The organism is Mucilaginibacter gossypiicola, from assembly GCF_900110105.1.
In the GTDB taxonomy this organism is placed as follows: Bacteria; Bacteroidota; Bacteroidia; order Sphingobacteriales; family Sphingobacteriaceae; genus Mucilaginibacter; species Mucilaginibacter gossypiicola.
Genome location: NZ_FOCL01000019.1, coordinates 44,056 through 70,392 on the forward strand (window position 1 = coordinate 44,056; position 26,337 = coordinate 70,392).

The 26,337-nt window shown below is 40.9% G+C and carries 22 protein-coding genes; 11 read left to right on the forward strand and 11 right to left on the reverse strand.

The window, feature by feature from the left end:
- Positions 1-106 precede the first annotated feature (106 nt).
- From BMX50_RS32340 to BMX50_RS32355, 4 genes are all read left to right on the forward strand, one after another.
- Positions 107-700 (forward strand): RNA polymerase sigma factor, encoded by a 594-nt coding sequence (locus BMX50_RS32340; RefSeq protein ID WP_091221496.1) that lies wholly within the window; start codon positions 107-109, stop codon positions 698-700.
- Positions 701-817: 117 nt separating this feature from the next.
- A complete protein-coding gene (locus BMX50_RS32345) occupies positions 818-1,912 on the forward strand; it encodes a FecR family protein (protein ID WP_091221499.1) in 1,095 nt (364 codons plus the stop codon).
- Between the two features lie 238 nt (positions 1,913-2,150).
- Positions 2,151-5,486 carry a TonB-dependent receptor gene (locus BMX50_RS32350; RefSeq protein WP_208864847.1) on the forward strand — a complete coding sequence of 1,112 codons (3,336 nt, stop codon included), beginning with the start codon at positions 2,151-2,153 and terminating at the stop codon, positions 5,484-5,486.
- Positions 5,487-5,507: 21 nt separating this feature from the next.
- Complete coding sequence (locus BMX50_RS32355) at positions 5,508-7,055, forward strand: RagB/SusD family nutrient uptake outer membrane protein (RefSeq protein WP_091221503.1); 1,548 nt, start codon at positions 5,508-5,510, stop codon at positions 7,053-7,055.
- A gap of 82 nt (positions 7,056-7,137) precedes the next feature.
- On the opposite strand, the gene BMX50_RS32360 is transcribed toward BMX50_RS32355, so the two are convergent.
- The 5 genes from BMX50_RS32360 to BMX50_RS32380 all read right to left on the reverse strand — a co-directional run bounded on the left by BMX50_RS32360 (position 7,138) and on the right by BMX50_RS32380 (position 11,061).
- Entirely contained in the window at positions 7,138-8,514 is a 1,377-nt protein-coding gene (locus BMX50_RS32360) for an OmpA family protein (protein ID WP_091221784.1), read from the reverse strand.
- 309 nt (positions 8,515-8,823) lie between these two features.
- Entirely contained in the window at positions 8,824-9,663 is an 840-nt protein-coding gene (locus BMX50_RS32365; protein WP_091221506.1) for a maleylpyruvate isomerase N-terminal domain-containing protein, read from the reverse strand.
- Positions 9,664-9,691: 28 nt separating this feature from the next.
- Positions 9,692-10,120 carry an OsmC family protein gene (locus BMX50_RS32370; protein ID WP_091221510.1) on the reverse strand — a complete coding sequence of 143 codons (429 nt, stop codon included), beginning with the start codon at positions 10,118-10,120 and terminating at the stop codon, positions 9,692-9,694.
- Positions 10,121-10,210: 90 nt separating this feature from the next.
- Complete coding sequence (locus BMX50_RS32375) at positions 10,211-10,627, reverse strand: DUF3052 family protein (RefSeq protein WP_091221514.1); 417 nt, start codon at positions 10,625-10,627, stop codon at positions 10,211-10,213.
- Positions 10,627-11,061 (reverse strand): DinB family protein, encoded by a 435-nt coding sequence (locus tag BMX50_RS32380; protein WP_091221517.1) that lies wholly within the window; start codon positions 11,059-11,061, stop codon positions 10,627-10,629. Before BMX50_RS32380 ends, BMX50_RS32375 begins: the two co-directional genes overlap by 1 nt.
- A gap of 75 nt (positions 11,062-11,136) precedes the next feature.
- Between BMX50_RS32380 and BMX50_RS32385 the strand changes: the two genes are divergently transcribed.
- The 3 genes from BMX50_RS32385 to BMX50_RS32395 all read left to right on the forward strand — a co-directional run bounded on the left by BMX50_RS32385 (position 11,137) and on the right by BMX50_RS32395 (position 13,395).
- Entirely contained in the window at positions 11,137-12,384 is a 1,248-nt protein-coding gene (locus BMX50_RS32385; protein ID WP_091221521.1) for a nucleoside recognition domain-containing protein, read from the forward strand.
- Positions 12,385-12,455: 71 nt separating this feature from the next.
- Positions 12,456-12,875 (forward strand): hypothetical protein, encoded by a 420-nt coding sequence (locus BMX50_RS32390; RefSeq protein WP_091221526.1) that lies wholly within the window; start codon positions 12,456-12,458, stop codon positions 12,873-12,875.
- Between the two features lie 106 nt (positions 12,876-12,981).
- On the forward strand, positions 12,982-13,395 hold the full coding sequence (locus tag BMX50_RS32395; protein WP_091221531.1) for an OsmC family protein: 414 nt from the start codon (positions 12,982-12,984) through the stop codon (positions 13,393-13,395).
- A 220-nt stretch (positions 13,396-13,615) separates the two neighbouring features.
- Here BMX50_RS32395 and BMX50_RS32400 read toward each other — a convergent pair whose 3' ends face one another.
- A complete protein-coding gene (locus BMX50_RS32400; RefSeq protein WP_091221535.1) occupies positions 13,616-14,233 on the reverse strand; it encodes a TetR/AcrR family transcriptional regulator in 618 nt (205 codons plus the stop codon).
- Between the two features lie 177 nt (positions 14,234-14,410).
- On the opposite strand from BMX50_RS32400, the gene BMX50_RS32405 reads away from it, so the two are divergent.
- Positions 14,411-15,538, forward strand: a complete 1,128-nt coding sequence (locus tag BMX50_RS32405) for a mechanosensitive ion channel family protein (protein WP_091221539.1) — start codon at positions 14,411-14,413, stop codon at positions 15,536-15,538.
- On the opposite strand, the gene BMX50_RS32410 is transcribed toward BMX50_RS32405, so the two are convergent.
- The 5 genes from BMX50_RS32410 to BMX50_RS32430 all read right to left on the reverse strand — a co-directional run bounded on the left by BMX50_RS32410 (position 15,535) and on the right by BMX50_RS32430 (position 22,768).
- Complete coding sequence (locus BMX50_RS32410; protein WP_091221542.1) at positions 15,535-16,014, reverse strand: DUF4126 family protein; 480 nt, start codon at positions 16,012-16,014, stop codon at positions 15,535-15,537. The two genes, BMX50_RS32405 and BMX50_RS32410, sit on opposite strands and share 4 nt — an antisense overlap.
- Positions 16,015-16,138: 124 nt before the next feature.
- The gene (locus tag BMX50_RS32415; RefSeq protein ID WP_091221546.1) at positions 16,139-19,561 is read right to left on the reverse strand and encodes an efflux RND transporter permease subunit; all 3,423 of its coding nucleotides are present in this window, start codon (positions 19,559-19,561) and stop codon (positions 16,139-16,141) included.
- Positions 19,562-19,586: 25 nt separating this feature from the next.
- The gene (locus BMX50_RS32420; protein ID WP_091221789.1) at positions 19,587-20,690 is read right to left on the reverse strand and encodes an efflux RND transporter periplasmic adaptor subunit; all 1,104 of its coding nucleotides are present in this window, start codon (positions 20,688-20,690) and stop codon (positions 19,587-19,589) included.
- Positions 20,691-20,723: 33 nt separating this feature from the next.
- A complete protein-coding gene (locus tag BMX50_RS32425; RefSeq protein ID WP_091221792.1) occupies positions 20,724-22,073 on the reverse strand; it encodes a TolC family protein in 1,350 nt (449 codons plus the stop codon).
- Positions 22,074-22,156: 83 nt separating this feature from the next.
- Positions 22,157-22,768: a TetR/AcrR family transcriptional regulator gene (locus tag BMX50_RS32430; RefSeq protein WP_091221550.1), complete on the reverse strand. Its 612-nt coding sequence runs from the start codon at positions 22,766-22,768 to the stop codon at positions 22,157-22,159.
- A 211-nt stretch (positions 22,769-22,979) separates the two neighbouring features.
- Between BMX50_RS32430 and purB the strand changes: the two genes are divergently transcribed.
- The 3 genes from purB (at position 22,980) to BMX50_RS32450 (ending at position 26,328) form a co-directional block, all read left to right on the forward strand.
- A complete protein-coding gene (gene purB, locus BMX50_RS32435) occupies positions 22,980-24,323 on the forward strand; it encodes an adenylosuccinate lyase (RefSeq protein ID WP_091221555.1) in 1,344 nt (447 codons plus the stop codon).
- 234 nt (positions 24,324-24,557) lie between these two features.
- Positions 24,558-25,109 carry a NifU family protein gene (locus tag BMX50_RS32440; RefSeq protein ID WP_091221558.1) on the forward strand — a complete coding sequence of 184 codons (552 nt, stop codon included), beginning with the start codon at positions 24,558-24,560 and terminating at the stop codon, positions 25,107-25,109.
- A 289-nt stretch (positions 25,110-25,398) separates the two neighbouring features.
- Positions 25,399-26,328 (forward strand): hypothetical protein, encoded by a 930-nt coding sequence (locus BMX50_RS32450; protein WP_091221566.1) that lies wholly within the window; start codon positions 25,399-25,401, stop codon positions 26,326-26,328.
- The last annotated feature ends 9 nt before the right edge of the window (positions 26,329-26,337 follow it).

Genomic DNA, 26,337 nt, shown 5'->3' on the forward strand with positions numbered 1-26,337 from the left:
TATGTTAATTAATCTTTTAAATAACTTTGTTTTAATTTACCTGGATATTAAACAACACCGTTTTTTGATGTACAGTTAAAGAAAGACAGACCGATTTGCAACCAAAATGAGCTTCGATACAGAACACTTAATTGCCGCCGACGATTCCATCCTATGGGACCTGTTCAGGGCTGGTGATGAAGTGGCCTATACCCGCTTAATGCAAAAATATTCCAGGCCCTTATTCAACTATGGTTTCCGGATCTGTCAGGATAAAGACTTTTTAAAGGATTGTATCCAGGATGTATTTCTGGAGCTATGGAACCGCCGGTTGAAGATCAGCCCTACCCCTGCCGTTAAATATTACCTTTTTAAAGCCATTAGATTAAGAATTTTTAGGGAACAGTCAAAATGGAACCGCGGCGAGCCTTTGGACGAAAACTATGAATTTGTGGTTGAGTTCAATATAGAATCAAAGATGATCAGTGATGTGGAAACTCTCGAACTGTCTACCCGTATCAAACAGATTTTAAACGCCCTACCCGCCCGGCAACGTGAGATCATGTACCTGAGGTTTTATGAAAATCTTGATTTTGATAACATTTCACAGATCATGGATATCAGCAAACAATCGGTACATAACTTGCTGCAAAAAGCTTATAAAAACTTCCGATCAGAATGGTTAATCCTGATTACGTTATTTTCAAAACACATTATATAAAAATATCTAACTGCATATCAGCGTCTTAAATAAAAACCTATAACTTTCTTTCACTTAGAGGGGTAATTTTTTTGCGATTTGGAATATATCGTATTATAAACCAATTGAACAGCTCCTGTGACTAACTATAGCGATTACGAAGTTGAAGACTTTTTGCACGATGATTTTTTCATCAACTGCGTTTTAAATAACACCGCAGACCAACAGGCCTTTTGGGATCAGTGGCTTTTGGATAATCCGGATAGAAAAAAGGTGATAGACAGTGCGCGTCAAATCATTTCATCTATTAATATTAAACCGCTTGCTAATGGCTTGGCAGATGACGAGGTAAATATATTAGTGTCACATGTGCAAAGTCATTTCTATGATGAAAAACCAGAGGCCAGAACACTTAAATTATATCAAACGCAATGGTTCAGGATAGCAGCTATTTTATTGATGTTTATTACTGCGGGACTTATATTCTTAAAAACGCGTACCAACCCCACATCCAAACTTTCTTTGGCTGTGGAGGCCAATGGATATATCAATATCACCAACAATACAACCGAATCAAAACTGATAAGGATGGCCGATGGCAGCCTTGCGGTTTTAAAACCAGGTTCGGGCTTACGATATCCTAAATCATTTAAAATGGGCCGCGAGGCATTTTTAAATGGCGAAGCCTTTTTCGAGATCCATAAAAATCCGGCTATGCCTTTCGTAGTTCATAGCCATGAAATGGCAGTACGGGTAATGGGAACCAGTTTTACAGTAAAATCGTTTAGCATAAACAACGAGTTTAAGGTAATTGTAAATACCGGTAAAGTACTTGTTTACAACCAAAAAGAGGTTCGCAAAAACGAATTACCAAAGGCCATGGTGACCCTTTTGCCTAATCAGCAGGTTACCTATACAGCTAAATTAACCCTTGTAAAAAAAGAAACGTTGCCGGTGCCTCTCACCCTTTCACCCCCGGTAGCACAAAAGGAGTTTACCTTTGATGACGCTCCATTATCGGAGATCATTGATAAAATTAACAAGGCTTACGCCGTAAATATCGAGTATGATAAAGCCGCGATTGGTAATATCAACCTTTCGGCGTCATTGTCCGACCGACCTCTCGATGAAAAAATAAAACTTATTTGCAAAGCGATAAACGCCTCCTGCCAGTTTATCGACGGCCGCATCATCATATCCAATCCAGGCCTAAACCATAGCACAACCAATTAAATTAATCCTTAAACAAATTATGATTGCACATGAAAGAAATGATTACATAAGCCTCCACTGAAAAAAAGAAACCGGCAATATTTGCGGTACTGCCGGTCCAAAAGTTTAGCCCCAAATGTTTGATATCCATTTTACTGTAACCTCTTGCAAAGGTTGAGTGGGGCTTTTTTGTCAAGTTATTAACGAATTATTAACTCTAACCAAATTTATGAAATATAAACCTATACTCGTAAAAATAATGAAGATCACGTTTTTACAGTTAACATTAAGTCTCTCATTATTAGGAGCTGCCATTGCCAAAGAATCAAAAGCACAGGCTATTCTTGATACAAAAATATCAGTAAGCGAAAGCAATACTGCCCTAAAAACAGTGATCAAAAAGCTGGAACAACAGTACCATATTAATTTTGTATACAGTCCTGATCTGATCAATAGTAATCAAAAAGTTAACGCCACTTATAATCAAGAAGCATTAGGAAGTGTACTTACTGACCTGTTTACACCTTTAAATCTTGCATTTGAAGTTTCGGGTGATGTGATTGTGATCAGAGGTATCGGCCCTCGCTTAAGCTTACCTTCTCTCAACAAACGGAACGACCTGGATATGACCCAGGCACCTGTTTCGGGTAAGATAGTTGATGAAAAAGGCTTACCGGTACCGGGCGTTTCAATAATTATCAAGGGCACCAAAACAGGAACGGTAACCGATGTCAATGGAGGTTTTAGTTTAAACGTTGCACCGGGCACCGTACTGGTAATTTCGGCAGTTGGATTTGAAACACAAGAAATACCGGCTAAAGAAGGATCGATGAATATCGCCCTTGTACCCGCCAACAATAACCTTACCGAGGTTGTGGTAGTAGGTGCGGTAATAAAGAAAGGCGATCTAACCGGATCGGTAGGAAGCGTTAGCGAAAAAACACTTAAAGAATTACCGGTAACAAACGTAAATCAGGCTATTCAAGGCCGCGTTGCCGGTGTGTTGATCCAGAATACTGATCCTCGCCCCGGTGGTACGGTATCTATTAAAATACGTGGTAATAACTCCATCCAATATGGTTCAAACCCAATTTACGTTGTGGATGGTTTAGTCGTTGAAGATGGCTTTAACTCTATTAACCCCGATGACGTTGCCAGTGTTGACATTTTGAAGGATGCATCTGCAACAGCACTTTATGGTGCCCGTGGTGCTAACGGTGTGGTTTTGATCACCACCAAAAAGGGCAAAAGTGGTGAAGGAAAAATTGATTACAACGCATGGGTTGGCTTTCAGTCTTTTACTCATAACATCAATTACTTAAATGCGCAACAGATAGTTGATTTGCGCGTAGATGCATACGCTAACAGGTATATGGATGATAATCCGAATGCCGACAGGGCTGCCTATGTTAAAACCCTGCTTTCGCCCGGCTCGCCAGCTTTTGGCGCCGACGAGTTGCAAACATACAACGCAGGTAAAACCTACAACTGGCTCGACAGGATCAAGCAACGCGGCGTTCAGCAGAACCACACTGTCAGCTTTTCAAAAAGCACTAACGACGGGTCATCTCTATACGTAAGCTTTAACTATACCGATCAAAAAGGCTTATTAAAAACATCGGATTATAAACGCTACGGCGGCAAGGTGAATCTTGATCAAAAAATAAAACCATGGTTAAAAATTGGTACCAACACCACCTTTGCCCGTACCGAAGAATCATATATTGATGGCGGCGTATTTAATATTGCGGCGAATGCTAACCCTTTATTGCCGATAAACGACACCGCTGCTTACTTAAGTTGGAAAGGCATCAAAAGCCCCGATTTGTATAATCCAATTCGAAGTTTAAGAATTGATGGCAAAGGCAATCAAAACCGCTTGTTAACAACCAATTATGTTGTTATAAACCCTATTCAGGGCTTAAATATCCGCAGCGGTTTTTCTGTTGATGTGCGTAACCAAAACTATTTCAACTATATTCCGAGGGATTTAGGTCAGTCAATACGAAACTCAACCAGTGGTAGCGCTACCCAAAAAAAGGACAACTGGTTAAACTGGCAGTGGGACAACTCAGTAACCTATGATAAAAGCATTGGCAAAAATAATTTCTCGGCCCTGGTTAGTTTTGGCTTAACTAAAAACAACCATGATTACAACCAGGTTGATGCACAGGGTTTTGCTACCGACGATTTCTCATTCAAATACCTTGGCGGTGCATATCTTAAAGATAAGTTCCAGCTTCAGTCGGATTTCACCACTAACTCATTGGTAAGTTACATTGGCAGGCTGAACTACAACTACGACAACAAGTATTTTGCTACTTTAACCGGTCGTTATGACGGCTCATCAAGATTTGGCAATGGGAACAAATGGGGACTATTCCCCTCGCTTGCTTTGGCGTGGAATGTAGCGCGCGAAGATTTCATGAAGGATGCCAACATCGATAACCTTAAACTCCGTGCAGGTTATGGTATTTCCGGTAACCAAAACATACCAGATTTTGCTTACCGTTCATTGTACAGGCCGGTATTCACCAATGGCTCTGTAACCTACGTATCTGATGGCCGCTTAGGTAACCCTAACCTACGCTGGGAAAAACAAAAACAACTGAACGCAGGTGTTGACCTTGGTATCCTGAAAAATAGGCTTAATATTACTGCCGATTATTTCATTATCCATAACAACGACCTGTTGATGCAGCGTACGCTTTCAACAACCAGTGGCTTCAATAATACCATTGATAACGTTGGTGCGCTGTTGAACAAAGGCTTTGAATTAAATGTAAACGCACATATCATTAATCATAACGATTTTCAGTGGGATTTTAGCGCAAACATTTCATCTTACCGCAACAGGATCACTAAACTTTATGGCAGCGTTGATGCTATTTATAACTATGGTGGTTTTACCGGTGTTGATATCCAACGTGAGGGCAACCTCTTCCTGGGCAAATCATTGAACTCCATTTATACCTATAAGTTCGAAAAAATAGCCCAGCAGTCGGATATGGATCGTATAAAGGGTATCGACTATGGCGGCCGTACTATCCGTCCGGGTGATATAATTCCTGTTGATGTTAATGGCGATAAAAAGGTTGACGACGCCGACCGCATTGTGGTTGGTAATACCGATCCTAAATTTTACGGTGGTTTCTCAACCAATTTTACTTATAAAAACTTATCGCTTAACGGTGTATTCACCTACAACGTAGGCGGCAAAAAGATCAGTGGTTTGTATGAAGGCCTGCTTAACGGCACCGGCGAGTATGCAGGTATCGACGACGAGCTTAACCGCTGGACACCAACAAACACCAGCAGCAACATCCCAAGGGCATATCAGGGTACCGGCCGCTACGGAATTGGCGAAACAGATTATGCTGTACAAAACTCATCATACCTAAGGTTATCTGCCTTAACGCTGGCCTACAGCTTTAACCAGCAGTTTATGAAAAAGGCAAGGCTAAGCAACCTGCGGGTATATGTAACAGGCAGCAACCTGTTCACCATAACCAAATACAAAGGTTATGACCCGGAAGGCGGCGATGGCTATCCAATGCAAAAAATGATTGTAGCAGGTGTTAATGTTGGATTTTAATACGATTTAATCATACTTGAAATGAAAAGAAAATATATTTTGATGTTGCTTGCTTTTGTGGTGGTAGCATCAGGCTCATGTAAGAAATTTGTGGTTCAGGAACCGCAAACTGCCTTAACTGAGGAACAGGTTTTTTCAAAGCTCGATAATATCGAGCCCCTGGTATTAGGCTTATATACCAGCTGGCGAAACGTTAAAAAAGACCGCGGTGGCTTTATGTTTACCCTTGGCAGCGATGAAGCCCAGCAGGGTGCTTACCAGGTAAAAACCGATGACAGACAGGCCGGGATTGACCGCTACAATGGCTTTTTAGCGCCAAGTAACACAGCACTTGCCGAACAATGGAATAACCGTTGGCCGGTAATATCAGCGGCAGCAAAAGCAGTGTACGCCCTGGGGCTTAACAAAGAAGAAGGTACCAGGAAAAATACACTTTTGGGCGAATCAAGTTTTATACGCGCGGCATTAACATTTGAAATTTCCCAATACTGGGGCGAGATACCCATTATTGACCAGGCCAAATTTCAGGAATATGGCACAAAACGCCAACCGTTACCTTTGGTGTACCAGTTTATAATTACCGACCTTGAAAACGCAGTAAAGTATCTGCCCGAAACGCAAACTGATAAACGACGCGCCACAAAAGGGGCGGCATTGAGCCTGTTAGGAAAAGTATATTTATATGCCCCGGCAGCCTCTAATGTGCGCGACTATGCTAAAGCCAAATCTTATTTTGAGCAGGTGGTTAACAGTGGCAAATATTCACTGGTACCCAATTATGCCGACCTATGGAAACCAGCCAACGCCAACAGTACCGAATCAATTTACGAATTTCAGTTCAACAACGTTTACCCGGATAACAACCAATGCCAGTGGCAAATGGGATCAAGGTCATTGGCTGATATAGATCAGTATTGCTACTTTGGAGGTTATGATTTGATGGTACCAACAACGTACTGCTATTCGGATGCAAGCAAAGGTGGCTTATGGGAGGATGGCGACGTGCGTAAAGGTGAAAGCATACGCTATGACTTTGTTTATAAGGGTAAAATCCCGGTGCTCAACCCTACTTTTGGCGGTGATGAACTTGATCCTCACGTGAAAAAATACGAAGACATCCGTACAGACGGCACACTAAGTTTTTGGCTTTCGGGCAAAGACATCTTCTTTTTACGCTATTCGGATATCCTGCTGTGCTATGCTGAAACACTTAATGAAACCGGCAATACCTCACAGGCCGTTGATATTGTAAACAACCAGGTACGCAAAAGGGCCTGGGGCGGCACTTTACCGGCCGATAAACGCTGGAACAATGGCATGTCGGCCGATGAGTTTCGTACCAAAATGCTTGATGAACGCATGCGTGAGCTGTGTTTTGAAGGCTGGAGAAGAATGGACCTCATCCGCTCTGGCAAGCTGGTTGATCTGGTTAAGGCGCGTAACAAGTGGACCGCCCAATCGGGCACCATACAGCAGTATCACAACCGCTACCCTATCCCGCTTCAGGAAATTAAACAGAACGATGATATTGGCGAAAGCGATCAAAACCCTGGTTACACTAATAACTAATTTATTTAGCCTATATCATATTAACCAAAAAAGGCCGCTCAATTGGGCGGCCTTTGCTTTTGAAGTGAATTAAAAATTTCTATTAATACAATGTAAACTCAACCCTGCGGTTAGCCTGACGGCCTGCTGCAGTTTTGTTTGTAGCAATTGGTTGGGTTTGACCATAACCGGTTGCTTCAATACGTGAAGGGTTTGCACCTTTACTTGCCAGGTACGATTTAACCGACTCGGCACGATCTTTTGATAAACGCATGTTCAAATCAGCCGAACCTGTGTTATCAGTATGACCGGCAAGTTTCAGGCTAAAGTTTTTATCAACTAATAACTGTGCTACCCTATCCAAACTTGGATATGAATGCGCACGGATTGTTGCTTTACCCAAATCAAACTCAAGATTTTTGATGGCGTCTTTAACTACTTTTTTATCTTCTTCGGTGACATAAACAACCGGTTTAGCTAAAGGACAGCCAGAGCCATCAACCTTTTGACCAGCAGGTGTGTTAGGGCATTTATCGTTAACGTCAACTACACCATCTCCATCACTGTCGGTAGTTAACTTGGCAAGGTTAGCATTGGTTGTAGCAAGGTCACTGGCCAACTGTGCATTTTTAGCCTTTTCGGCATCAATCTGTTGCTGTAGCTCGGCACGGGTGCGTTGATTTTCCCATTGGTACTCGGTACGCATTGATGATACCGGGTTATGAACTGCCATTTGTGGTTTTTTCTTGCTGCCTAATGCAAACTCTAAACCAACATGAGCGTACGAAAATCTGTCATCGCCTCCGCCAAAGTTATAGCCGTCAAAATTATCTGACTGAACAAAGTTAACCTGGTAACCCAAATCAAGGTTGATACCCGGAGCAAGATTGAATTTTAAACCTGTACCAATCGGAATGAATACTTCATTAATGTGCCCGTTATCGGTTTTCTTAAAATTTACCTGCTGACCGCCAACTGGTGTAACTCTTGGGGTGTAGTTCATATAACCTGCCCCCGCAGTTAAGTAAGGCTGAATAAACGGCCTGTCATGTCGCCAGTTAATATTTGCCAATGTAAAGTTTGCGCTCAGCGCTGCCGACCAATTTAGTTTTGTAGAGTAAGATTCATAAGGAGATGTGCCTGTCGAGTTTATCTGGCTGTGTGATGATGCCACCTGGCCACGAAGGAAATCGGCTTGTAAGCCAAATGATGGTAATATTTGTTTTTTAATGTAAGCGCCATATCCAAATTGTTCGCTTGGGTTAGTAAAATCCTGCCTGTTGTTACGGCCAAAAATAGTAAAGGGCGTTAGCAAACCGCCATGTACACCTATAGACCAGGTACGTAGTTGGTCGCCGCCTGAAAATGGTTTTACGTAATCTTTTGCTGTAGCTGAGGTATCTGCCGATTGGGCGAATAATTTACTGCCAATCATAACCCCGGTGAGGAGCAGTGAGGCTTTTTTTAAATTTGTTTTCATATTTATAAGTTTAATTATACGTTTAACATTCAAGAAAAACGTACAAAGGGTTATCCAACATTGATGCCATCAAAATTTGGCAACCGGAAAACCCGCTGATAAATACTTCGAAAACAAATCGAAAAAAATCAATAGAATTTTAATATAAAACGCTGATTAACTAAGCCAAACACCAGTGTTTTCATGATGCAATTCAGATAAGCTAAAACAGGTAATTCGCACCCGTTTTTTAACTTTTTGTACCAAATGGTTAATGAGTTAAAAAGAATACAGTTTTGTACAGATATGGAGTAATTAACAAAACAGTTGCTAAGCCATTACGGCAACCATATTGAACAGATTTTCGCCAAGGTTAATATTTCCGCTGATCTCTGATGCTTCTAATGCAGTTTGCGGATCAATGCCTTTGGTAAATACTTTCCAGGCGATGTCGGGGGATAAAGTAACTATCGTATCCGGGGTTGAACCTGCATTTTTGGTGAGTGCCCAGCCCTCGGTCATCTTAAGCAGGTGCCAGTTTCCGCCTGCTTCACCCGTTACCTTAATTTGAACAAGGACGCCTGCATTAGCTATAACAGTGCGGTATGCATGTGGCAGTCCACACATAAAAGTATCTATACATGGATAAAACAATTCGACAGTGAGAATGCCTTGTTTACCTACCGCTTCGCGAATCTGTTGCTGATGATGAAACTTTTCGGTGTATTCCCTGGCAATATGAAACCAGTTAACGGAATGCTCCCCTCCTGCCCAGGCTACAGAAAATGGTGCTGGTGCAAACGGGTCTGCCTTAGCCATAATTTCGCCGTATTGCTTACCTGTTGTTTCCAATAATTCGGTAAGTAACTGCGAGCTCATACGCCTCATGGCTTTTACCCAGGTGGCATTTAATCCATTCAGAAAATCCACTAAATCATTATAGCTATTAATGGGGTTAGACGGAGGGTCTCCGGCAAATTGATGAGAAGAAGAAATAACCCGGATGTTCCCATCTAACAAATGGGCGGCAATATCTTTTACTGTCCAGAGCTTTGCCAATGTGGGTTTATTCCAGTCATCGGCTGATAAAGATTTAAGCAACTCTATCAGCTTTTGATCCAAAAGGGGGAACAGGTGAACTGTTTTAATAGGGACTTCCTGTTCCGCCATTTGATATTTTAATAAGTAATAGAATCTATTATGCAGCAGGGTGAACAATCACCTTCCACTTAATTTCGGCACCGGCTTTTGAAAGCGTTGCAGCAACCGAGCAATATTTGTTAATAGAAAGCTCGGCAGCACGCACGGCTTTATCTTCGTCAACGTTTCCGTAGATGTGAAATTCAATATCTACATCTTCCCATAGCGAAGGTTCTTTACCGGCTTCGCGTTCGCCGTTAACCACCATTTTGTAATCTGTAATTTCCTGGCGCTGTTTCTTCAGGATACTGATCACGTCAATTGCCGAGCAGCCGGCCAGGCCCATTAAAAGCATCTGCATTGGGCGGATTCCAAAATCCTGGCCGCCACTTTCCGGACTGCTGTCCATTTTCACTGTGTGTCCGTTGGCGTCAACAGCTTCAAAGCCAAAATCGCCATGTACACGTTTTAAATTAATCTGAGCCATATTATCAGGTATTATTGTGCTAAGTTATACAATTAAGCGCTTATGCTAAAACGCACTACTGTTGTTTAATGAGTTTTCAGTAAAAATGACCTATGGCATATATTTTCTGTCTTTAACCGGTATTACCAGCTTTAAACCTGACCAAACTTCATCAACCGCGCAAACCTTAATGTCAACCAAACCAATTTGCAGGGCGAAGTTTCTGATCAGGTCTTCTGTAATATCAGTAACTACTTTTGACGCTTTTTTAGGCCAGGAAACCCAGATCATGCCATCCTGTTTTATTTGTTTCATTAGTATGGGCAACTTAGCTTGATATTCATCCGCACTTTTGCTGAAGAAATGGATCACATCGTTTTCGAGCGAAACATCATCTGTAAAATAAACATCGGGTGGCAGATCGGTAAACAGATCAAGATAATGACCAGGTGCATTTATCAGCATAACTTTAGCCCCTGCTTTTATGCCGAGCTTTTTAGCTAAAGGTGTACCTGAATAGCCTGCCATTACAAAATACCTTTCAAGTGATGCAACATATGGTCAACATAGTCGGCCGCAAGCCACTCAACGGTTTGCAGGTTGGGTTCTTGTTTACTGTTATCACAGCGGGCACCCCATCTGTCAGCAGGATAATTCTCTAAAACCCGTGCAATTTGCAAATTCAATAAAGCCCAAAGCTCAATCAACTCGTGAATATCAGCATCTTGGTAATGCGCGGCAGCAACCCATTCAACCTGTTCATAGGTTAGCCTGAAGTTTTCTTCGTAAGTACAGCGTACAAAACGCTGTAAATTAATCTGCGCGCTGTCAATCAAATGCCCGATCACCTCTTTCTTCGACCATTTGGAGGAAGAAGCTTTATAAGTCCAGTCAATATCACGATCTTTTAGTTCCCTTACTTTATCTATAATTCCGGTGAGTTTGTCGGTTACCTCGTTCATTTAGTAGTTGTATAAAAATATCAGCATTTCATATTAAACAGCAAAAGCACTAACTTCAAAGCCTTAAACATTACTATGGCGCTTAACTATATCTGGATAGCTTTTTTTGTAATTGCATTTGTAGTTTCACTCATAAAATTAGTTTTTTTTGGCGATACAGAAGCCTTCAAATTATTAGTTGAGGGATTGTTTAATTCTTCCAAGTCGTCAGTAATGGATATTGCGCTGCCGCTGATAGGTTCGATGGCGTTCTGGCTCGGTATTTTGAATATCGGCGAAAAAGCTGGAGCAATCAATCTTTTATCGCGGATAGTGAGGCCATTCTTTAGTCGCTTATTCCCGGATGTACCAAAAGATCACCCTGCCACAGGCCAAATGATGATGAACTTCTCAGCAAATTTAATGGGCTTGGATAACGCAGCTACCCCACTCGGTTTAAAAGCTATGGGCAGCCTGCAGGAGCTCAACCCCGATAAGGAAACTGCGTCAAACGCCCAGATCATGTTTCTGGTGCTGCATACATCCGGTTTACAGTTATTACCGGTTACCATCATAGCACAAAGGGCTATCCTCAATTCAAAAGACCCCGCCGAGGTATTTTTACCCTGTATCATCGCCACATATGTAGCTACTGTAGTGGGACTTATAGCAGTCGCCATCAAGCAAAAGATCAACCTTTTCGACAGGGTTGTTATTGGCTGGCTTGGCGGTGTTACAGCATTCATCACATTGGTGGTATGGTACTTCACTACCCAGCTAACCAAAGAACAGATCAGCACGGTATCATCCGTTATCAGCAATGTGATGCTGTTTACCATTCCGGTAATATTTATAGTTGGCGGACTTATAAAAAAGGTAAATGTATTTGAAGTTTTTGTAGAAGGCGCTAAGGGAGGTTTCGAAACATCTGTAAAGATAATCCCTTACCTGGTGGCTATGCTGGTAGGCATCAGCGTATTCAGAAGCTGCGGCGCACTTGATTATATGAACGAAGGATTGCGCTGGGTTTGCGTTCAGTTTAATTTGGATACCCGTTTTGTTGACGCTATGCCGGTAGCGTACCTGAAACCTCTTAGCGGATCAGGATCAAAGGGCATGATGATAACCGTAATGCAAAATTTCGGTGTCGACAAATTTGCAGGCCGGCTTGCCGGGATCTTTAACGGTTCGGCTGATACCACTTTTTATATTGTTGCTTTATACTTTGGTTCAGTGGGCATAAAAAAATCACGTTATGCTATTCCGGCAGGGCTTATAGCCGATTTAGCAGGTGTTATCGCTGCTATCTTTATCGCTTACTTATTCTTCGGCCATCAGCCGTAATTACTGCTTAACAAGGGGCTTGCATTATTCATCAATTAAATTGTTATTTTTATCGCACCCTTTATAAACTAATGACTCAAACTTATCTTAAGGAAAAGCACCTTAAAAAAAAGCGTGCTATGAAAGGCGTGTATGCCATAGTTGTTGCCGGCATAATATTCATATTTGTCATGGCCAAATTTGCCACATCGGGTGGAGTACCCGAAGTATTGTCATTTAGTAAAATGCCCAATGCTGATGATGCTTATAAAATTGCCAAGGAATTTGTAACACCAACCATCCGTAACGGTAACATCTCTTTTCCTGACGATAAATACCAGTTTGGTAAAAAAGCCGATTCGGTTTTCATCATTAAATCGTACGTGCTTTCAAGAGGCAGCAGAGGGGAAACAAACCGTACCAATTTTGAAGTGATCCTGAGATATAATGGAGGCCCTAGATACTTAAAAAAGAACTGGGCTTTGGTAGACATTAACGAAACAGCTGAATAGACAAAGTCAGAAGCATTGAGCCGGAAGTCAAAAGCCCGGGTCCCTCGCCTTTCTGAACTTAGCACTTATGACTAAAGACTAATAACAATACACCACTATAAGCCTTATGGAAGAAACTGGACTTGAGCTGATAGAAAGTGCCACCGCATTTATAGGGCGTACCCAATATCAAACAGTAGTTAACAGCGGCGGGCATGGCCTTATCACCGACGAGCCATTGAAAGCCAATGGCACCAACACCGGCATGAACCCCTTTAGCTTATTGCTGGCCAGTCTCGCAAGCTGTACGGTTATTACCCTGCGCATGTATATTGATCGGAAAATGTGGCCGATAGAAGAAATCAAAGCTGATATTGAGATGTATAAAACTTTAAGCGGCACACGCATAGAAACCAGGCTAAGCTTTAAGGGCGAAGTCGATGACGAGCAGCGGGACAGGTTGCTTAAAATAGCAAATGCCTGCCCGGTTCATAAAATACTGGTTGGCAACATTGATATTAACACAAATATCAATATATAAAAAAGCCCGCGCGGCAAAAAGCTACGCAGGCTAAATCACTCTAAAACAATCACCTCTTAAAAAAGAAGTATTTATAAATAATTTGAACAGGAAGGTAATTACCTGGCTATTAAACTATTTGTAAGTACAAATGTACCCATAAATAGGAGCTACAGCACTCAAAAGACAGTTCATTTGACGGCTAACTGACAGTACAGACCATTTATACTTTCAGATGACTTTAGGCAGTTAACCCTTTGATAAAAATATCGAGCAGAAGGAGTTTTTTTGTATGGATTTCTTCAAGATGTTCCTTACGGGGGAAGTTTGTTTTCTTTTGGGATATGGATCCCACCCTAATGCCATGTAAGGCATCCATCAATACGTCAACAATCTCATCGGGGTTTTCAACGGGTTTTATAGCTCCTTTTTCAACTTCTGTTTTAATAGCATTGCTCAACAGGCCCAATTCAGCGCCACGTACTTCGCCAACTATCTCCCAGATGGCTTCGGGGAGATTTTGCTCGTTAAGCCTGAAAAAATCAAAAAAGTTGTAATTATTAACGATGAACTCGTGATGGGTATTTACCTGGAACGTGAAAGCTTCTTTTAAATTGGTAAAGCTATTTAACCTGTTTTCGAGTGTTTTAAGATAATCAGTAGCAAGCTTGCGCATTACGGCAATGTACAACTGACTTTTATCAGGGAAATAATAGTACAGCAGGGCCTTTGACATAGAAAGATCGCCGGCTATTTCATTCATAGTAGTTTTTGAATAACCGTAATGTAAAAAGCGCTGATGCGAGGCCTCTAAAATTTTCTCCCTTTTAATATCCTGCTGGTCATTCGCTGCTGCCATGTGAAAAATTTTTCTAAAAACAGGTAAACAAATAAAGTCAACACAATCGATTTCCTGACTTTTTTAACAAAACTATCAAAAATTCATTAAATAAATGTAGCAACATCCGTTGATACGGCATTTGCTAAAACAATTTTACATTCTAACTATTTTATAGGGAAAACAAGTTCTGTAATTATGGATATAGAAAACAGATTACCGCCCGACTTGCTTGAGTTTTCGCAACGGATCCCCTCCTTTGCCTGGAACCTGGTCATTATCGCTTCGGCAATACTTATTGGCCTTTTCACTAAATTTATTATAACCAGGTTATTCAGGATTTACGCTCAACGCAAAGACACAGATTATTCCATATTGCGATCAATAATTGTAAACCTGGGGCCTGCCGTGGCTTATTTTATACCCTTATTTCTACTCAATTTGTTTTCGCCACTGATGAGGATGAATAAGCTTTATTATCAGCCGCTTGACAAAACCATTGAAATTTTGCTTACCATATCATTTGCCGGTTTACTTGTACGTTCGGTACGAATCCTGGAAGATTATATTTATCACACTTACGACCTTAACAAGGTTGACAACCTGAAAGAGCGCAAAGTGCGAACGCAGATCCAGTTTATTCGTAAGATCATCGTGGTAACCATCATATTTTTAACCATAGCCATTATCCTGCTTAGCTTTGAAAGTATGCGTAAGATAGGCACCGGCCTGCTTACAGGTGTTGGTATCGGCGGTATTATAGTTGGCTTTGCCGCTCAAAATTCATTGGGTAACCTGCTTGCCGGATTTCAAATAGCGTTTACACAACCTATCCGTATTGATGACGTTTTGGTAGTTGAGGGCGAATGGGGCCGCGTGGAGGAGATCACCCTTACTTATGTGGTATTAAAAATCTGGGATGAACGAAGACTGATACTGCCAATCAATTATTTTATCCAAAAACCTTTCCAAAACTGGACGCGTACATCGGCAGACATCCTGGGCACCGTGTTTTTATACATGGACCATACCGTTCCCGTTGATGCCATACGCGAAGAATTTGAGCGGTTGATCGTAAAATCAAACCTTTGGGATAAGCGGGTTAAGGTAGTACAGGTAACGGACGTACGGGAGCATGTTATTGAAATCAGGATACTAATGAGCTCAAGTACCTCATCAAACGCATTCGACCTTCGTTGTTATATTCGTGAAAATCTGATAACCTTTATCCAAAAGAATTATCCCAATAGCCTTCCACGCTCACGTAATGAATTCAGCAACCTGGGCGAGCTTGAAAAATATATTCAACCCGCCCCTGCTTCTTAAACCAACTTATTTAGACCGATACCCACCCCTATTACCAAAGCATCTTCAGCCGCGCCTATCCATGGATCGGCAATGTGATTGGCTTTAACTATGTTTTTGCGTAAATAGTAGCTTCCGTAGGTAGCCGCTATTGCTGTCGCTCCTCCAATCAATGCACCGGTTAACCATTTTCCTCCAACTGATTTATAAATACTTGCACCAGCCAAAGCACCGGATAAGCATCTGCCTGCTATACCGGCTGGCTCTATCCTGTTTGGCGTTGAAGACAATTTATCCGCGATAAGCTCAGTGACAGATAAGATCTTCAAAACGGCAGCTATCGTAGGCGATTGCATAAACCGTAACGGCGATTTATCCAATTTTTTTGATGGATGACGACTTAAGATATGAGTGGTTATAACAGGCGCAGACAAGGTGCGCATACCAGCTAACGTGCCCAGGCCAATTACTGGCCAAAGTGGTTTTAATGCTTTCATTTTGTTTCAAAACGTATGCTTAAATAACTCTAAATATCCTATGATGTTTCTGATTAAAAATCTATAATGCAAAAACGGCCGTACTGTATTAGCACGGCCGTTTTTTTAACTAAACAGTTTTTTCTTAAACTGCTTCTGTTTCTAATACTGCGGCATGCTTAACTTCAACCGATTTTTTACCAAATAACCTTGCCTTAAGGTTATAGCGGATCAGGTATAAACATGGTACAAGGATCAATGTAATAATGGTAGCGAAACCTAAACCGAAGATCATTGTCCAGGCTAGCGGTCCCCAGAAAGCAACGTTATCACCACCAAAGTGGATATGCGGTTCAAAACGGGTAAACAAGCCCACGAAATCAATATTGAAACCAACTGCCAGCGGTATTAAACCTAAAATAGCAGCAGTCGCAGTAAGCAATACCGGTGTCATACGGGTATGACCGGCCTCAACCACGGCATCATGGATACTAACGCCCTGCTCAAGCAGCATATCTGTAAACTCAACCAGTAAGATACCGTTACGAACAACCACACCGGCGAGTGCAATGATACCAATACCGGTCATTACAATTGACATCGTCATACCGAATATCGTAACGCCCAGCAACACACCAATAATACTGAAGAGTATCTCACTGATAATAATAAGCGTTTTGCCAATGGAGTTAAACTGGATCATTAAAATAATGAGGATAAGCCCGAATGACACACCAAGCGCAGAAAGCAGGAAAGTCATGGCTTCCATTTGGTCTTCCTGGCCACCGCCCTGTCTTATGATAACATTATCCGGTTTTTTAAAGTTGTTTATCGCTTTCAGGATATTGGCATTAACCTCATTAGGGTTATTAGGCTTAATAACATTTGAACCCAGCGTTAATACCCGGCGTTGCTGTTTACGCTTGATGTTGCTGTAAGTTGTTGTGTAACGCACGTCAGTAAAAGCTGAGATAGGCACCTGGCGTATTGTTCCGTTCATTGCCATATCACGATAAGTGATTTTTATGTTTCGCAATGCATCAATATCGCTTCGTTGACTCTCTAAAGCGCGTACTTTTATTTGATAATCGTCTTCCTTGGTATTTCTGAAATCTGCAGCTTTAGCACCAAATATAGCTGCCCCCAATGATTGATTTACCTGTGATGAACTTATGCCCTCGCGATTTGCTCGTTCACGATTTACATCGAAAACAATTTCCGGCTTATCGCTTTGTACGTCGGCAATAAGGTTTTCAATACCAGCGATGTTTTGCTTTGCGAGGTAACTTTTTAGTCGATTACCCGTGGCAACAAGAGTGTCAAGATTGTCGCCAACTATCTCTATACTGATATCCTTTTGTACGGGCGGACCGCTGTTTTCCTGAGCTACTGCTATTTTTGCCCCTGGAATACCTTGTACCGCCGCGCGGATATTGGCTAATACTTTTTTAGTATCCTTACCGTTACGTTTGCCAAATTCTACAAAGGCAACAGTAACCTTGCCTTTATTTTCATAATCACCCTGATCTTCATCGGTAGGATCGGTTACGCCTTTAGTCACGTTTGAGATTACCGACGATACTACATCCTTATCTGGTTCAACAACCTGGGCAACACGCTTTTCTATTTGCCGGGTAACTTCATTCGTATAAGCTTGATCGGTACCTATAGGCAAGGTAATATATACATAGGCAAAGTTAGGATCACCAGATGGGAAAAACTCCGGTGTTTTACCTCGCACAGCCATAAAGAAGATAGCAAAAACGAATAAGCCAATGGTTCCCAGTAAAACTATAACCGGACGGTGTACCGCACGCTCAAGCCATTTTGCATACCAGTTTTGAAATTTAGGCCAGGCATTTTTCTGAAACCTGTCAATAACCCGCAACAGGAAGAAGTGGTTAATGAGGTATAATACCATAATAAGAACAATGAGGTTCCCAACACCAACGTTCATCAGGTAACCGATAACTGCAGCTATCGCCAAAAATATCATGGCCCTTTTTGTTGGCCTGTCAAACTTAGGATTATCATGCTCGCCGTCATGATGAGGCCTCATAAAATCAACCGCAAATACCGGGTTAAAGATATACGCTACTACCAGGGAAGCCAGCAAGGTAATAATCAGGGTAATAGGCAGAAAGAACATAAAATGACCTATCAAACTATTCCAAAAAGCCAATGGTATAAACGGAGCCAAAGTGGTCATAGTACCTGAAAATACAGGCAGGAATACTTCACCAGCAGCCATTTTAGCTGCTTCCTTAATCGGCACCTTTCCATTTGCAAAGATCCGGTGTGTATTTTCTATAACCACAATAGCATCATCCACCACAATACCCAGCGCCAGCAGGAACGAGAACAGCACGATCATATTAAGTGTAAAACCAATCGCTGGCATTACCAGGAAAGCGATAAAGCACGATAACGGCACAGATAGCGCCACGAAAATAGCGTTGGTTGTGCCCATGAAAAACATCAGGATAACAGTAACCAAAAGGAAGCCGATAACTATAGTATTGATGAGGTCATTCAGAGTTGTACGTGTTTTGTCCGACTGATCTCCCGTTACAACAATATCTAATCCTTTAGGAAAAACCGTTTTCTGTTTAAGTTTGATCAACTCATTAATCTTATCCGATGCCTCTATCAGGTTCTCTCCCGCTCTTTTACTTACGTTGAGGGTAATTACGTTCTTAAAGTTGGGGTTATCATTAGTTTTTAACCTTGCATAACTTTCCTGTTCTAAAAATGAGTCTTTTATCTCAGCTATGTCCCTCAAATAAATTGTTTGGCCTTTTGGGTTACGGATTGCCATAGCAGCTACCTCATCTGCATTTTTAAAATCCTGCTTGATATCGATACTGCGACGTATTCCATCCGTTTTAACTGTACCTGCCGACGAAAGAATATTTTCATCCCCAATGGCTTTAATAATATCACCGAAGCTTATTTGGGTAGCAGCCATTTTATTAAGATCAACGTTTACCTGTATTTCGGGAGTTAAAGCACCTACCTCATCAACTTTAGATATTTCCTTGTAACCTTCTATTTCGTCTTTTAAAACATCAGCATACTCCTTGAGCCTCTTAAGATCATAATTACCTGATATATTGATGTATAAGATGGGCAAATCGGCAACATTAATATCGGATATTACCGGTTCCTTAAGGTTATCGTCATTTTGGGGCAAATCCTGCTTAGCCTTATCGACTGCGTCCTTTACATCAATTTTTGCATCCTTAATATTAATGTTGGCTTGAAATTCGGCCGTAATAATGGAAACATTCTGTACCGAGTTTGAGGTCACCTTTTTTAAGCCTTTTAACGACTTCAATTGCTTTTCAATTTGTCGAGTCACCAGGTTCTCAATATTTTGTGGAGACTGCCCGGCATAGGTTGTTTGTATAAACACCTTTGATTGCGCTATATCCGGAAAGTTTTCCTTTGGCAGGCGGTTATAACTTATCAAGCCAAGTGCTGTGATCAGGAACATGAGCACATAAATGGCTGTTTTGTTATCAATGGCCCAGCTTGAAGGGCCAAATTCTTTTTTTACATCTTTCATAATGAACAGATCAATTGGTTAATAACTAATTGGCCGACTGAACAACTTTGATCTTATCGCCATCCTCAATTTCAGTTGCACCTTCAACAACCAGCTGGTCGCCTGCTTTTAGGCCTGATAATATCTCTGTTTGACCACCATAGGTAACGCCCGATTTTACATTTACCTGTTTGGCAATACCATTTTGATTAACAAAAACATGGTCGCCGTTTTCTGATTTCTGTATAGCTTTAACCGGTACTGCTATGGTATTTGTTTTTGAATAATCAGCAATTTTTAAAATTGCGGTCATGTTAGGGCGAAGTGTGCTGCGCTGAGGTAATTTAACCTCTACACCAAAACTACGCGACGTTGGGTCGATAGCTTTAGCAGCAAAAGTTACCTTGGTAATTAATGAGTCCTTTGCATCCGGAATTAGTATTTTAACATCATTACCTGTATTTACGCTGCTTGCATATGATTCAGGAACATCAGCCTTAACTTTTAAAACATCGGCATTCACAATACGGATTCCTGTTTGACCCGGTGTGGCGCCCTGCCCCAATTTCAGGTCCATTTGATCTACTGTACCAGTAATTGGCGATATGATGCGGTATAAACCCGATTGCCTTTTTAACGAAGCCAAAGCTTTCTGATTGCTTTGTAATGCGGTTTGAGCTTGCAGGTATTGTACCTCGGTGCCAATTTTCTGATCCCAAAGGTTTTTTTGACGATCAAACAACTGTTGGCTCAAGCTAACCTGTGCTTCTGCCTGTGCTATATTTTGTTGCATAACACTATTATCCAGCTGTGCTAACACCTGGCCTTTAGTTACATGCTGGCCAGGTTTTACGTAAATAGCAGTAATAACCGCTGATGCCTGCGGATAGGCAGTAACGTTATCCTGAGCATCTATTTTACCCTGAATCTGCACGTAGTTAGTAAAGTTTCCGTTTTTAACCTCGGTAACACTTACATCAGTGCTCTTAACCGAATCTGTAGTGCCCATTTCGGCCTGCAGTTTCGCTATTTTTGAATTGATATCCGATTGCTGTTTTTGCAGGTCGGCCAGTTCGGCCTTTTTATCTTTGGGTTTACTTGAGCACGCAGCCAGTAAAACCAGGAACGGTATGTATATAAATTTTTTCATTTTCATTGTTATATAGTGAGTTTAGTGTTGTTGTTATTTAATTCGTCCGTAAGCTTTATCAAGGTCAACTTTACTAACCAGGGCCTCATAAAGGCCTTGTATATATTGGTTATCGGCATCCTCAAGACTGGTTTGGGCTTGTGTAACTTCAATACTTGAGCCAACGCCCTGCTGATATTTTATTTTTGAAACACGCAGTACTTCCTGTGCAAGTTGTTGGTTACGCTTTTGGTTATTAAGCGATTGTAAACCATTAATATACGATACAGTTGCCACCTTAGCATCAAGGTTAATCGTGTTTTTAAGGTTTACGAGGTCGTTTGTTGATTTTTGTACTTCAACTTTTGCCTGCCTTACCTGGTTAAGCCTTTGCCCGCCACTGAAAATCGGCACGTTAAGTGTTAAACCAACATAACTCGAAGGGAAAACCTGGCTATAAAGTTTACTGAAATTATTATCCTGGTACGATGCCGCGTAGCTGCCGTTAGCGCTTAATGTTGGCAAATAAGTTGATTTCTTGTTTTGCAGATCGAGCTCGTTCAGTTTCTTCTGAGTCTCCTGTAAGGAATATTCTATGCGGTTATGATAAAATCCTGTATCTACAGCCAACTCTGCAACATTCTTATCAAGACTGATATCACTTAGCTTATCTTTCAACACAAGATTTTCATCTACCGGCATCCCCATCTGAAATTTCAGCATTTGATAATTCAAAGCCAGCGAGCGGATTACATTTTCGCGGTTGGTTATTAAGTTGTTGTATTGTACGGTAATGCGGTCTACGTCAATCTTTTCAACAAAGCCCTGCTTATTTTGTGCTACCGTTTGGTCAACCTGTTGTTTTAACTGGGCAATATTGGCATCGTACAGCTTTATTTGTTCGTCGCTAACTAAAACCTGGTAATATGCTTTGGTAACAGCAACATTAGCTTCAATTTTTGAGCGGGTATAGTTACGTTGTGAAAGCTCACGGTATGTTTTTGAAGCCTTTAAACCAACGAGGTAACTCCCGTTAAAAAGGATCTGGTTTAAACTAAGGCCTAAGTTTGATTGGTACTTTACACCAAACTTAACCGGCACAAAGGTACCAGGCGCACCAAAAAATTCGCCCGGCAATAAGGTAGTCGGGATCTTCAGATAATCCTGAAACGAAGCTGAGCCGCTGATTTGTGGTAGGCCGATCCCTGTTGTTTCTTTTACTTTATACTCTGCACTTTTAATATCAAGGGCCGAGTTTACAACTGTATTCTGATGCTCATAAGCATAATTAACACAGTCCTGAACCGTAAAATTATACGTTTGCGTGTTAGGCGCAGCCTCCTGCCCGTAGCCTTTAACAGCTATGGCGCAAAGTAACATTGCCGTGTAAAATAGATATTTCATTATATATGTTGTGGTTGAGTGATTTAATTTCATCTAAACTGATACAAATTTCATGCTGTTAATGACAACTGTGTGTCAGCATGTTATTCATTATTAATATTCTTATATTCATTAAGCAGCTTGTATCCTTCAAGTGTACAGATGCCGTAATTAAAGTGATCCAGAAACTGAACCTGCACCTTCCATGGGCTAAACTCCGATACCGGGAATATGGCGGTATTGAAACCCAGTTCAACCTGGTTTACCCTCATCCGTGCCATTATCTTTACGTCAATATCCTTGCGGATATAACCCTGTTCCATCCCCTTGATCAACAGCTCTTCCATTTTCTGGATCAATATTTCGGCCTTGAATTTTTGAAAATCGTTCCAGGCTTCGGGATGATACTTTTGCAGATCATGTATAACAATTGGGTTGATCCTTGAAAAGATTTCTTCCGAACACTTGGTCATATTGATCATCTCTTCAATTACATTATTTGATTTGCTGATGATATCATTCATTTGATCCTCATCTTCTTTCAACTTCTGTTTTGTAAGGGCGACTACCAATTCGTTTTTGTCTCTGAAAAACTGATAGATCGTTTTTTTCGACATGCCAAGGTGCCTGGCAATATCATCCATGGTGATACTTTTAATACCTGCAGTTAAAAACAGGTCTTCGGCTCCTTTTATAATTCTTTCTGTTTGACTCATTGACTTTCCGGGTCAAAACTAAGGAAACATTTTTTGAATAAAAAGTTTCCATTCATTTTTACTTTCTTATTACAAATACTTGCCCATTTTTAAAATCCATTTAATTATTGCTTAGTACGCTGCGGTTTATTTGCGAAGCTTTTAATCTGCCGTTGGCACCTCAAAAATGATTACCTTTGCAAAAAATTATTACCCACTCTCTTTTTAATATATGACGCTTACTTCACTTTCAGCGATCTCGCCTATTGATGGCCGTTATAGAAATACCACTGCCGAACTTGCCGCATACTTTTCAGAATATGCCCTTATCAAGTATCGTGTATTTGTTGAGATAGAATATTTCATAGCACTTGCAGAATACCCACTACCTCAGTTACAATCATTTGATAAAAATCTATCAGAAAAGTTACGCGATATTTACAGGAATTTTTCTGAAGATGACGCTGAGAGTATCAAAGTGATTGAAAAAACGACAAATCACGATGTTAAGGCTGTTGAATATTTCATTAAAAAAGAGTTTGATAAATTAGGTCTGGAGCCGTTCAAAGAGTTTATTCACTTTGGCCTTACCTCACAAGATATCAATAACACAGCCATTCCGTATACCTTTAAACTGGCTTTAAATAACAGCTACTACCCTGCCATTAATGACCTGGTTAGCATCCTGAAAGCATTTGCAGCCGATTGGGAAAATGTTCCGCTGTTGGCGCACACCCACGGCCAGCCGGCTTCACCTACCCGTTTAGGTAAAGAGATCCTGGTTTTTGTTGAGCGTTTAGAAGCGCAGCTTGAGCTGCTGAAACCTATCCCAAATTCGGCTAAGTTTGGCGGAGCTACTGGTAATTTTAATGCCCATAATATTGCTTACCCGGCTATCGACTGGAAAGCATTCGGCAATAATTTTGTGAATAATATTTTAGGTCTTAAACGCTCGCAGTTTACTACCCAGATTGAGCATTATGATAATTTCGCGGCTCAATGTGATGCTTTGAAACGCATTAATAACATCCTGATTGATCTTGACCGCGATATGTGGACCTACATATCCATGAACTACTTTAAACAAAAAATTAAAGCCGGCGAAGTTGGTTCATCGGCTATGCCACATAAGGTTAACCCTATCGACTTTGAAAACTCTGAAGGTAACCTTGGCATCGCCAACGCGTTATTTGAGCACCTTGCAGCTAAATTACCTGTTTCAAGACTACAGCGCGACCTTACCGACTCTACCGTGCTAAGAAATGTCGGTGTGCCATTTGCGCATACACTTATAGCTATTAAATCGACAGTAAGGGGATTGAACAAATTGTTACTAAATACTGATGCTATCAACGCCGACCTGGAAGCTAACTGGCCTGTAGTAGCAGAAGCTATCCAAACCATATTAAGGCGCGAAGCTTACCCTAACCCTTACGAAGCCTTGAAAGACCTTACCCGTACCAACCAGCAAATCAACGCCAACACAATAGCCGAGTTTGTTGATACGTTAAATGTAAGTGACGCAATTAAAGATGAGATCAAAAAGATAACGCCTTTAAATTATACAGGGATCTAATGTGCAAATTTCAAATGTGCAGATGACTAGATTTCAAATGTGCAGATTTCAGATGTGCAAATTGATGAACAATTAAAGCATTAATAAATCAAAATACCATTTACATATCTGCACATTTGAAATCTGCACATCTAAACTTACACATCAAAGAAATGTCATAACAAAGCTTAGGGTCGTTTTTAATAAAAAAGGTAGCTAAATTTGTTAAATTAGATTGAATAAAAACACGAAACGATGAACATCAACGTATATACCGAATTAACGCCTAACCCGGCAACTATGAAATTCATAGTTAACAAACTGCTTATCAACGGCAGCGTTGACTTCCCTACTAAGGAAAGTGCCGAACATTCACCCTTTGCAAAGGAGCTTTATAAGTTTTCATTTGTGAACGGCGTTTTCTTTGCCAGCAACTTTGTTACTATTACCAAAACTGAAGGCAGCGACTGGGCAGATGTTGAGCCGATAATGAAAGAGTTTGTTAAAGGCGCTATCGAATCTGAATTGAAGATCCAGTTAGAAGAAGAAGCCGAAGCCGGAAATTTTGAAGGCACCGAAACTGAAGTTAAAATTCAGCAGATTTTGCACGACTACGTTCGCCCGGCTGTTGAGCAGGACGGCGGTGCTATCACTTACCGCTCATTTAATGAAGGTATAGTAACCGTTGAGCTTCGTGGTTCATGCAGCGGCTGCCCATCATCAACCGTAACCCTTAAAGCCGGTATCGAAAACCTGCTTAAACGCATGGTACCTGAAGTTACCGAAGTGGTTTCTGAAGCGTTATAATATTGAAGTTTTTGGGGTTCGAGCCCCACTGCTTACCCAAAGGCCTCTTAAGAAATTAAGGGGCTTTTGATTTTTACCCGACTTTGTTTTATACTTCAAATCAAAGATATTTTTCCTCAATAAGTTTTCTATTTTAGCTACCTGAAACTTAAAATCTGTCACAATGCCGCAATCGACCAAAGGCGTAACTTTTTTTAATAGCAAAGGTATTAGTAGTAAAATGCTCCAATATCACGAGCAAAGAGATCTTCTGTCAATTGAGTAACGACCTATCCTCATTATCTAAACCATGAAAATCGAAAGATTACTAAATTGTACAAACTGTGGCGCATTATTGACGACAAGTGCAGATCAAACAATTAAATGCGCGTACTGTGGAACCGTTTATCATCAAAAACCGCAGGCAAATAATACGTTATTATCTACAGAAATCGCAACAGAAGATGCGCAACACCAATTGGAAGACGTTGAAAATATTGAAGTTAATGACACATTCCAATCAGATAATTTTCCTACCGATAAGCAAAATACAAATCTTGGATGTAGTATCGCTCTGATAGCTTCGGTCGTAATCATGATGGTAATAGTCATAGCTAAAAACATCGGCCCAGAGCAGAGGACTACTTATAGTGGTAGCATAGATATTGACACCGCAATATCTACGCTACCACCTCAATCTGTTGAATTGTCAGAAACAGCGCAAGCAAGTCTCAAAAAACTAGACGCAATCAATGTGGATAAGAAGCTCCTTAAAAAATTGATTAAAGATTCAAGTAATATCACAAGAGGGTCTGCAGTTCAGGCAACTTATTTCAGAGATAAAAATTCAATAATCGGTAAGCCAGTAACTGGTTTGTATGCCTATATAAATTGCGATGACATAGCAGGCTGCAACATTTATTTTGGTTGTCAACATATAAATAAAAAGCCTTTAGGATTAAAGAGTTTAACATTTGTTATAAATGGTAAACACCTCCGGTACAAGCCCGATTTTGCAACAGACTCTTTACAGCATTGGATAAACGAATACAGCGAGGAAGGGATTTATGATGACAAAATTTCGATATTATTAAAGCTTGTGACAGCAGACAAGGTCATTGTTCGTTTTAACGGCAATAAAAAACATGATCAAATAATATTACCAAAAGATCAGCAAGACGTGCTTAAACGGCAACTACAACTTTACAAAGGATTTCTTTTAGGATATGCTAAGTGGTAATTAGTAAAA

What these genes read in the sequence shown, in the direction of transcription:
- BMX50_RS32340 (WP_091221496.1), top strand. Translation starts at nt 107, where the DNA reads ATGAGCTTCGATACAGAACACTTAATTGCCGCCGACGATTCCATCCTA.
- BMX50_RS32350 (WP_208864847.1), top strand. Translation starts at nt 2,151, where the DNA reads ATGAAGATCACGTTTTTACAGTTAACATTAAGTCTCTCATTATTAGGA.
- BMX50_RS32355 (WP_091221503.1), top strand. Translation starts at nt 5,508, where the DNA reads ATGAAAAGAAAATATATTTTGATGTTGCTTGCTTTTGTGGTGGTAGCA.
- BMX50_RS32360 (WP_091221784.1), bottom strand. Translation starts at nt 8,514, where the DNA reads ATGAAAACAAATTTAAAAAAAGCCTCACTGCTCCTCACCGGGGTTATG.
- BMX50_RS32365 (WP_091221506.1), bottom strand. Translation starts at nt 9,663, where the DNA reads ATGGCGGAACAGGAAGTCCCTATTAAAACAGTTCACCTGTTCCCCCTT.
- BMX50_RS32370 (WP_091221510.1), bottom strand. Translation starts at nt 10,120, where the DNA reads ATGGCTCAGATTAATTTAAAACGTGTACATGGCGATTTTGGCTTTGAA.
- BMX50_RS32375 (WP_091221514.1), bottom strand. Translation starts at nt 10,627, where the DNA reads ATGGCAGGCTATTCAGGTACACCTTTAGCTAAAAAGCTCGGCATAAAA.
- BMX50_RS32380 (WP_091221517.1), bottom strand. Translation starts at nt 11,061, where the DNA reads ATGAACGAGGTAACCGACAAACTCACCGGAATTATAGATAAAGTAAGG.
- BMX50_RS32385 (WP_091221521.1), top strand. Translation starts at nt 11,137, where the DNA reads ATGGCGCTTAACTATATCTGGATAGCTTTTTTTGTAATTGCATTTGTA.
- BMX50_RS32390 (WP_091221526.1), top strand. Translation starts at nt 12,456, where the DNA reads ATGACTCAAACTTATCTTAAGGAAAAGCACCTTAAAAAAAAGCGTGCT.
- BMX50_RS32395 (WP_091221531.1), top strand. Translation starts at nt 12,982, where the DNA reads ATGGAAGAAACTGGACTTGAGCTGATAGAAAGTGCCACCGCATTTATA.
- BMX50_RS32400 (WP_091221535.1), bottom strand. Translation starts at nt 14,233, where the DNA reads ATGGCAGCAGCGAATGACCAGCAGGATATTAAAAGGGAGAAAATTTTA.
- BMX50_RS32405 (WP_091221539.1), top strand. Translation starts at nt 14,411, where the DNA reads ATGGATATAGAAAACAGATTACCGCCCGACTTGCTTGAGTTTTCGCAA.
- BMX50_RS32410 (WP_091221542.1), bottom strand. Translation starts at nt 16,014, where the DNA reads ATGAAAGCATTAAAACCACTTTGGCCAGTAATTGGCCTGGGCACGTTA.
- BMX50_RS32415 (WP_091221546.1), bottom strand. Translation starts at nt 19,561, where the DNA reads ATGAAAGATGTAAAAAAAGAATTTGGCCCTTCAAGCTGGGCCATTGAT.
- BMX50_RS32420 (WP_091221789.1), bottom strand. Translation starts at nt 20,690, where the DNA reads ATGAAAAAATTTATATACATACCGTTCCTGGTTTTACTGGCTGCGTGC.
- BMX50_RS32425 (WP_091221792.1), bottom strand. Translation starts at nt 22,073, where the DNA reads ATGAAATATCTATTTTACACGGCAATGTTACTTTGCGCCATAGCTGTT.
- BMX50_RS32430 (WP_091221550.1), bottom strand. Translation starts at nt 22,768, where the DNA reads ATGAGTCAAACAGAAAGAATTATAAAAGGAGCCGAAGACCTGTTTTTA.
- purB (WP_091221555.1), top strand. Translation starts at nt 22,980, where the DNA reads ATGACGCTTACTTCACTTTCAGCGATCTCGCCTATTGATGGCCGTTAT.
- BMX50_RS32440 (WP_091221558.1), top strand. Translation starts at nt 24,558, where the DNA reads ATGAACATCAACGTATATACCGAATTAACGCCTAACCCGGCAACTATG.
- BMX50_RS32450 (WP_091221566.1), top strand. Translation starts at nt 25,399, where the DNA reads ATGAAAATCGAAAGATTACTAAATTGTACAAACTGTGGCGCATTATTG.